Below are 8720 nucleotides of genomic sequence, written 5' to 3' on the forward strand. Positions count from 1 at the left end.
GATAGAGCACGCCGGCGGCGACCGGCACGCCAAGCACATTGTAGAGGAAGGCAAAGAACAGGTTCTGGCGGATGTTGCGGATCGTCGCCTGCGCCAGCGTGCGGGCGCGCACGATACCGTTGAGGTCGCCCTTGACCAGAGTGATACCGGCGCTTTCGACAGCGACATCGGCGCCAGTGCCCATGGCGATGCCGACATCGGCGGCGGCAAGGGCCGGTGCGTCGTTGACGCCGTCGCCGGCCATGGCAACACCGGCGCCTTTTGCGCGCAGTTCCTCGACAAGGGCTGCCTTCTGTTCCGGCAGCAGGGCGGCGCGGACCTCGTCGATGCCGAGGCTTCTGGCGATCGCGTTGGCCGTGCGTTCATTGTCGCCGGTCGCCATGATGATGCGCAAGCCGCTTTCATGCAGCGCCTTGATCGCCTCGGCCGTCGTTGCCTTGATAGGGTCGGCGACGGCGACGATGCCGGCCAGCTTCTTGTCGACAGCGACGAACATCGCCGTCTTGCCTTCGAGTTGCAACGCCTCGGCCTTGGCAGAGATGGCTGCGATGTCGACGCCAAGGTCCGCCATCATCGCGGCATTGCCGAGCGCGACCGTCTTTCCCGAGACCGAACCGGACACGCCCTTGCCGGTGACCGCCTCGAAGGCGCTGGCCTCGGCAACGGTCACGCCGCGCGTAGCAGCGCCGTCGACGATGGCTTCAGCCAGAGGATGCTCCGACCCCTTCTCCAGACCGGCGGCAAGCGCCAGCAATTCCTCCTCGGAAAAACCGTTTGCCGCAACGACATCGGTCAGCTTCGGCCGGCCTTCGGTCAGCGTCCCCGTCTTGTCGACGATCAGCGTGTCGACGGAAGCGAAGCGTTCGAGTGCTGCGGCCTCCTTGATCAGCACGCCGGCATGCGCTCCGCGCCCGGTTGCGGTCATGATCGACATCGGCGTGGCGAGGCCGAGCGCACAGGGGCAAGCGATGATCAGCACCGACACCGCCGAGACGATGGCAAAGATCAGGCTGGGCTCGGGTCCAAACACGGCCCAGGCGATGAAAGCGACAATCGCGACAAGGACGACGGCCGGGACAAAGTAGAAAGAAACGCGATCGGCCAACCCTTGAATCGGGGCGCGCGAGCGCTGCGCCTTGGCGACGAGATCGACGATGCGCGCCAGCGTCGTCTCGGCGCCGACCTTCTCAGCGCGCATGATCAGCGCACCATTCTTGTTGAGCGTGCCGCCGGTCAGCGCATCGCCCTCGACCTTCTCGACCGGCAACGGCTCGCCCGTGATCATCGATTCGTCGATCGAGGATCGCCCTTCCAGCACCGTGCCATCGACCGGCACGGCGTCACCGGGGCGTATGCGCAGGCGATCGCCGGCTTTGACGGCATCGAGCGGCACATCGCTTTCGGAACCGTCGGCGGCGATCAGCCGCGCGGTCTTCGGCGCGAGATCAAGCAAGGCGCGGATTGCCGAGCCGGTCTTTTCACGGGCGCGGAGCTCCAGCACCTGGCCAAGGAAGACCAGCGCAACGATGACGGCAGCAGCCTCGAAATAGACCGGTACCGCACCGCCATGGCCGCGGAACTGATGCGGAAAGATATCCGGAAACAGTGTGGCGACGACGCTGTAGAGATAGGCAGCACCAACGCCGAGCGAGATCAGCGTCCACATGTTGGGGCTGCGGTTGACGAGCGAGTCCCAGCCGCGGTGGAAGAAGGGGAAGGCGGCCCAAAGCACCACCGGACTTGCCAGGACCAGTTCGATCCAGACTTTTGCCCGGTCCTCGACCAGACCTTCAAACGTCAGGCCGATCATGGGTGCCATGGCGATGATCAGAAGGGGGACCGACAAGGCAGCGCTCACCCAGAACCGCCTGGTGAAATCGACCAGCTCGGGATTTGGCCCTTCATCGCCCGTTGGTACGCCCATCGGCTCCAGCGCCATGCCACAGATCGGGCAGGATCCTGGCTTGTCGCGGATGATTTCGGGATGCATCGGGCAGGTGTATTGCGTGCCTTTGGGCATCGGCTGCGGTGCCGGCCTGTCGCCGAGATATTTTTGCGGCTCCGCCTCGAATTTCGCCTGGCAGGCGGCCGAGCAGAAGTAAAAGCCCTGGCCTTCGTGGCGGGCAAAGTGCCTGGCTGTCGCGCGGTCGACGCTCATACCGCAGACCGGATCGGTGGCCGTCAGGAATTTTTCCGGCTCGGCGACGAATTTCGCGCGGCAGCCCTGGCTGCAGAAATGATAGGGATGGCCATTATGCTCGGTCGTCGCCTTGCCGGCGACCGGATCGACAGTCATGCCGCAGACCGGGTCGCGGACGACGCTCTTCGTGGTGGGCACCGCGCCTTTTGTCGAGCAGCAGCTACCATGCGCGTGATGATCGTGATCGGAATGCGTCATTCGAAAATGCCTCGATGGATCGGTGTGTGACGTGGAGATAGGGCTTCCAGTAACTGGAAGGTCAAGGGCTGTTTCGACTTTTCTTCTCCGGTCCACCGCGCGTCCATCCACCCCAAAAAAAGTCTCACGCGGCAACACCACGCCTGCTAGAGAGCGAGCGTCCCGGGGTGAGATTTTCTTTGGCAATGAAGCGTCTGGTCATCAATCTCGATCGGTCTCCCGATCGCCTTGCCCGTGTGACGGCGGAGTTTGCCCGCATCGACGTCCCATTCGAACGCGTTCAGGCCATCGACGCACGGGATCGGCCGGACCTGGACCAGCTGCCGCAAAATGTCGGATATCGGAACAGGCTGCCATTGACTGACGGCGAGATCGCCTGCCTGCTCAGTCACCGGGCCTGCTGGGCCGCCATCGCGCAAGGCGACGCTCGCTACGGGGCAATCTTCGAGGACGACATCGTCTTTGCCGCGAAAGCCGGCGCATTGCTTCGCGACAGCGACTGGATTCCAGCCGATGCCGAAGTCGTCAAGCTCGAAAGCTATTTTTGCAAGACCGTGATCCGACGCAAGCGCATTGCCATCGGTCACGGCTTTTCCACATCCAAACTCGACGCCGGACATATAGGAACCGCCGGCTACATCATCTCCAGGCAAACCGCGCTCGACCTGATCAAGGCCACAGAGGAGATCGGCATCGCTGTCGACGACCTTGTCTTCAACCCCGAGTTTTCGGTTTTGCGAGACGAGACGATCTATCAGCTTGTTCCTGCGCTCTGCGCACAAGATCAGTTCCTTGGCGACAGGGCGCTCCAATTGCCAAGCCTGCTCAGGGAAAAGCGCGATATCCAGTGCGCCGCCGGGACCGGGAGACGCAGAAAGACAGCCATAGCGAAGGTAAAAGCCGAGGCTCGGCGAATAGGCAAGCGCATTGCCGATTTCTGTCGACTGAAGCGGAGAATGGTCATTCCATTTATCTATCCGAGCCAGAGCTCAGCCGGGTCTTGAACCGGCTTTCAACGCCCCATACCCAGCGCCGCGAAAACGCGCTATAGACGCCGCCGAAACGGCAAGGCCGGCTGGGTATATGGCAAGAATCTCCCTGAAGCTCGACGAATTGATCGACGGCGAAGCCTTGCGCCGCGAGATGACCGCGCTGACCGCGGCCACGGCGGGCGACGGCTCTGGGCAGGTCGCGCGCAATGGCGTGCTCCAACTGCTCAAGGGACGACTGGCGGAAGGGCGCGCCATTGCCGAACGCATGCTGATGGACGATGGCGGCGGCAGCGCCTGCGCGGCGCGGCTGTCGCACCTCATGGACGAGATCATCCGGGCGCTTTACGATTTCGCCGTCACCCATGTCTACCGGGTCAAGAACCCGTCTTCGGCGGAGCGCATGGCCGTTGTCGCTGTCGGCGGCTACGGCCGTGGAACGCTGGCGCCCGGATCCGACATCGACCTTCTGTTCCTGCTGCCCTACAAGCAGACGCCGTGGGGCGAACAGACAGTCGAATACATGCTCTACATGCTGTGGGACCTGGGGCTGAAGGTCGGCCACGCCACCCGTAACATCGACGAATGCCTGCGCCTGTCGCGCACCGATGTCACCATTCGCACCTCGATCCTCGAAGCACGTTTCCTGTGGGGCGAGGAAAAGCTCTATGATGAACTGATGCTGCGGTTCGACCATGAGGTGGTGCGCACGACCGGCCCCGAATATGTCCAGGCCAAGCTTGCCGAACGCGATGACCGCCATGCCAAGGCCGGCGAAAGCCGCTATCTGGTCGAGCCCAACGTCAAGGACGGCAAGGGCGGCCTGCGCGACCTGCAGACGCTGTTTTGGATCGGCAAATATTTCTATCGGGTGCGCACCGGTGAGGAACTGGTCGACAAGGGCGTCTTCACCGAGGGCGAATACCGCGAGTTCCAGAAGGCCGAGGATTTCCTGTGGGCGGTACGCTGCCACATGCATTTCCTCACCGGCAAGGCCGAAGAGCGGTTGCATTTCGACATCCAGCGCGAGATCGCCGAACGGCTCGGCTACACCACACACCCCGGCCTGTCGGCGGTCGAGCGCTTCATGAAGCACTACTTTCTCGTTGCCAAGGACGTCGGCGACCTGACCCGCATCTTCTGCGCCGCGCTCGAGGAGGAGCAGGCCAAGCACGTACCTGGCTTCAACCGCATCTTCCTGACTTTCTCCAGGCGCAAGCGCAAGCTGGCCGGTACTTCCGACTTCATTGTCGACAACCACCGCATCAACATCGCCGACGACCAGGTGTTCGAGCGCGATCCGGTCAATCTGCTCAGGCTGTTCTGGTTCGCCGACAAGCACGGTCTGGAATTCCACCCTGACGCGCTGAAGCTGCTGACCCGTTCGCTCGGCCTGGTCAACAAGTCGCTGCGGCGCGACGAGGAGGCCAACCGGCTGTTCCTCGACATATTGACCTCGGATCGCAATGCCGAACTCAATCTGCGTCGCATGAACGAAGCCGGACTGCTCGGCAGGCTGATCCCGGATTTCGGCAAGATCGTCGCCATGATGCAGTTCTCGATGTACCACCACTACACGGTGGACGAGCATCTGATCCGCTGCATCGGCGTGCTGGCCGAGATCGAGCGCGGCGACGGCGAAAAGGTCCACCCCCTGTCGCACACGCTGATGCCGGGCCTGAAGAAGAGCCGCGAGGCGCTCTATGTCGCCGTACTGCTGCACGACATCGCCAAGGGCAGGCCGGAGGACCATTCCGAGGCCGGGGCCAGGATCGCCCGTCGCATCTGCCCGCATATGGGGCTGTCGCCGGCCGATACCGAAACCGTGGCCTGGCTGGTCGAGAACCACCTCGTGATGTCGATGACGGCGCAGACCCGCGACCTCAACGACCGCAAGACCATCGAGGATTTTGCCGCGATCGTGCAGTCGGTCGAGCGGCTGAAGCTGCTTTTGATCCTCACCGTCTGCGACATCAGGGGCGTCGGACCCGGTGTCTGGAACGGCTGGAAGGGCCAGCTGCTGCGCACGCTCTACTACGAGACCGAATTGCTGCTGACCGGCGGGTTTTCGGAAGTGTCGCGCGCCCAGCGCACGGCGGCGGCGCGCGAGCTTCTGGCCGAGGCGCTTGCCGACTGGCCGGACAAGGCCCGCAAGCGCTATGTCGGCCAACACTACGAGAATTACCTTTTGACCGTCGATCTCGCAGACCAGTTGCGCCATGCCGAGTTCATCCGCGAAGCCGACGTGTCAGGCAACAAGCTTGCCACCATGGTCAAGACCCACCAGTTCGAGGCGGTGACCGAAATCACCGTGCTGGCGCAGGACCACCCCCGTCTGCTCTCGGTCATCGCCGGGGCTTGCGCCGGAGCCGGCGGCAACATTGTCGACGCGCAGATCTTCACGACGTCGGATGGCCGCGCCCTCGACACGATCCTGATCAGCAGAGAATTCGATCGCGACGAGGACGAGCGCCGGCGTGCCGAGCGTGTCGGCCGGCTGATCGAGGACGTGCTGTCGGGCAAGAGCTGGCTGCCGGAAATGATCGAGAAGCGCACCAAGCCGCGGCGCGGCTCCAAGGTGTTCAAGATCCCGCCGCGCGCCGAAATCCGCAACACGCTGTCGAACCGTTTTTCAGTCATCGAGGTCGAGGGCCTCGACCGGCCGGGACTGCTGTCGGAGATCACCGGAACGCTTTCCGACCTGTCGCTCGACATCGCATCGGCCCACATCACCACCTTCGGCGAAAAGGTCATCGACACTTTCTATGTCACCGATCTCACTGGCCAGAAGATAGATAGCCCGGCCCGCATCGCCACCATCCGCAATCGGCTGATGGCAACGCTCGAAGGCATCGTGCCCGAACGCGGCGGCAAGTCCAGGGCGGCGGCCGAGTGACAACGACCATCACTTTGTCCCAATTTCGCAGGCAGTTCCCAAAAGCATGAGCCTCGTCAAGAAATTCGCAACGGTCGCTTCCGGCACGCTGATGAGCCGCGCGCTCGGTTTCGGCCGCGAGATGCTGATGGCCGCCGCACTCGGTACCGGACCGGTCGCCGATGCCTTCAACGCCGCTTTCCAGTTTCCCAACACCTTTCGCCGGCTGTTTGCCGAAGGCGCCTTCAACGCCGCCTTCGTGCCGCTGTTCGCCAAGGAGATCGAGACCCACGGTACCGAAGGCGCCAAGCGCTTTTCTGAGGAAGTGTTCGGCGTGCTGTTCACGGCGCTGCTGGCGCTGACGATCATCATGGAACTGTCGATGCCGCTGATCGTGCGCTATCTGGTGGCGCCGGGTTTTGCCGGCACGCCGGGGAAGTTCGACACCACGGTGACGCTGGCGACGATCATGTTTCCCTATCTGATCTGCATGTCGCTGGGCGCGATGATGGCGGGCATGCTGAATTCGCTGCGCCGCTATTTCGCCGCCGCGGTGGCACCGGTGTTCCTCAACATCATCCTGATCGGCGTGCTCGCCTATGCCTGGTATAAGGGCTCGGATGCCCTCACCGTCGGCTACGGGCTGTCCTGGGGCGTGCTTGCCGCCGGACTGGTGCAACTGGCGATCGTCTGGGTGGCGGTGCGCCACGCCGGCATCTCGATCGGCTTCCGCCGGCCGAAAATGACGCCCGCGGTCAAGCGGCTGCTGATCCTGGCGCTGCCGGCGGCGATCACCGGCGGCATCACCCAGATCAACCAACTGATCGGCACAGCAATCGCCTCGGCGCAGAACAGCGCAGTGTCCTCGCTCGCCTATGCCGACCGCATCTACCAGCTGCCGCTCGGCGTGGTCGGCGTCGCGGTCGCAATCGTGCTGTTGCCCGAACTGTCGCGGGCGCTGAAGTCGGGTAATCTGATCGAGGCGGCCAATCTGCAGAACCGCTCGGTGGAATTCACGCTGTTCCTGACGCTGCCGGCAGCAGCCGCACTCTGGGTGATGTCGGAGCCGATCGTGCGGCTGGTCTATGAGCGGGGCGCATTTGCCGCCAACGGCTCGACGCCGACAGTGGCGGCTATCCTGGCCATCTTCGGCCTCGGCCTGCCGGCCTTCGTGCTGATCAAGGCGTTCACGCCAGGTTACTTTGCCCGCGAGGATACGCGAACGCCGATGATCTTTGCCGCCATCTCGGTGGCGGTCAACGTCACCACGGCACTGACGCTGTTTCCACGGATGGGGGCGCCCGGCATTGCGGTGGCCTCGGCCGTCGCCGGCTGGGTCAACGCGCTGATGCTGCTCGGCGTCTTGATTCGGCGCGGCCATTGGGGGCGCGACGTGCCGCTGATGAAACGCATTCCGCGGCTGGTGCTGTCGGCGATCGTGATGGGAGCGGCGCTCTATTTTGCCGAGCACTGGTTCGCCGTCAGGCTCGGGCCGGGCTCGCCGCTGGTGGTCAAGGCGACGACGCTGCTGTCGCTGGTTGCCGGCGGAGCACTGCTCTACTTCATCACCGCGTTTGCCACCGGCGGCGCCGATTTCGGCATGATCCGACGCAACGTCAAGCGGGGATCGGGCAAGTCGGCGCCACCGGTCGCAAAGACCGACCCGGACGAGTAGAGCGCCCGACACGCCCGCAGCGCCGTCTTGATCGCAGCGCCGTCTTCGTCCATAAGCGCGCCGTCGCAAGACTTTCGCCGCGCGCGGTTTCCAGCCGCGCGATTGGCTCCGAAAAGTCTGCAACTTTTCGGAATCACGCTTATACGGCCCTCCACAAGCCATGAGGACAATCATGACCGCCTTCAAGCCACTCGTCTTTTCCGGTGTCCAGCCGACCGGCAATCTGCACCTCGGCAACTATCTCGGCGCCATCAAGAAATTCGTTGCCCTGCAGGACACCTCCGATTGCATCTATTGCGTCGTCGACCTGCATTCGCTGACAGCCCAACTCGTTTATGAAGACCTAGCCGATCAGACGCGGTCGATCACCGCTGCGTTCCTGGCCTCGGGCATCGACCCGAAGAAGCACATCGTCTTCAACCAGTCGCGGGTCATGCAGCACGCCGAGCTCGCCTGGATCTTCAATTGCGTGGCGCGCATCGGCTGGATGAACCGTATGACGCAGTTCAAGGACAAGGCCGGCAAGGATCGCGAGAACGCCTCGCTCGGCCTGCTTGCCTATCCTTCGCTGATGGCTGCCGACATCCTGCTCTACCGTGCCACCCACGTGCCGGTGGGCGAGGACCAGAAGCAGCATCTGGAACTCACCCGCGACATCGCACAGAAATTCAACAACGACTTCTCCGACCGCATCGCGGCCCTTGGCGTCGGCGTCGAGATGCAGGTCGGCGAAGAGACCGTCAACGGCTATTTCCCGCTGACCGAGCCGGTCATCGGCGGGCC

The 8720-nt window shown here is 63.4% G+C and carries 5 protein-coding genes; 4 read left to right on the top strand and 1 reads right to left on the bottom strand.

Annotated elements, in window-relative coordinates; all coding sequences use genetic code 11:
* On the bottom strand, positions 1–2398 hold a 2398-nt coding region (locus EOC06_RS10735; RefSeq protein ID WP_245469480.1), incomplete at its 3' end, for a heavy metal translocating P-type ATPase.
* Positions 2399–2583: 185 nt separating this feature from the next.
* Between EOC06_RS10735 and EOC06_RS10740 the strand changes: the two genes are divergently transcribed.
* From EOC06_RS10740 to trpS, 4 genes are all read left to right on the top strand, one after another.
* On the top strand, positions 2584–3402 hold the full coding sequence (locus EOC06_RS10740) for a glycosyltransferase family 25 protein (protein ID WP_128307718.1): 819 nt from the start codon (positions 2584–2586) through the stop codon (positions 3400–3402).
* A gap of 79 nt (positions 3403–3481) precedes the next feature.
* Positions 3482–6283 (top strand): [protein-PII] uridylyltransferase, encoded by a 2802-nt coding sequence (locus EOC06_RS10745; protein WP_128307711.1) that lies wholly within the window; start codon positions 3482–3484, stop codon positions 6281–6283.
* Positions 6284–6329: 46 nt separating this feature from the next.
* On the top strand, positions 6330–7937 hold the full coding sequence (gene murJ, locus EOC06_RS10750; protein WP_128307712.1) for a murein biosynthesis integral membrane protein MurJ: 1608 nt from the start codon (positions 6330–6332) through the stop codon (positions 7935–7937).
* Between the two features lie 172 nt (positions 7938–8109).
* A partial coding sequence (gene trpS, locus EOC06_RS42230; protein WP_245469481.1) for a tryptophan--tRNA ligase occupies positions 8110–8720 on the top strand: 611 nt, incomplete at its 3' end.

This window comes from Mesorhizobium sp. M7A.F.Ca.MR.362.00.0.0 (assembly GCF_004023175.1).
Taxonomy (GTDB): Bacteria; Pseudomonadota; Alphaproteobacteria; order Rhizobiales; family Rhizobiaceae; genus Mesorhizobium.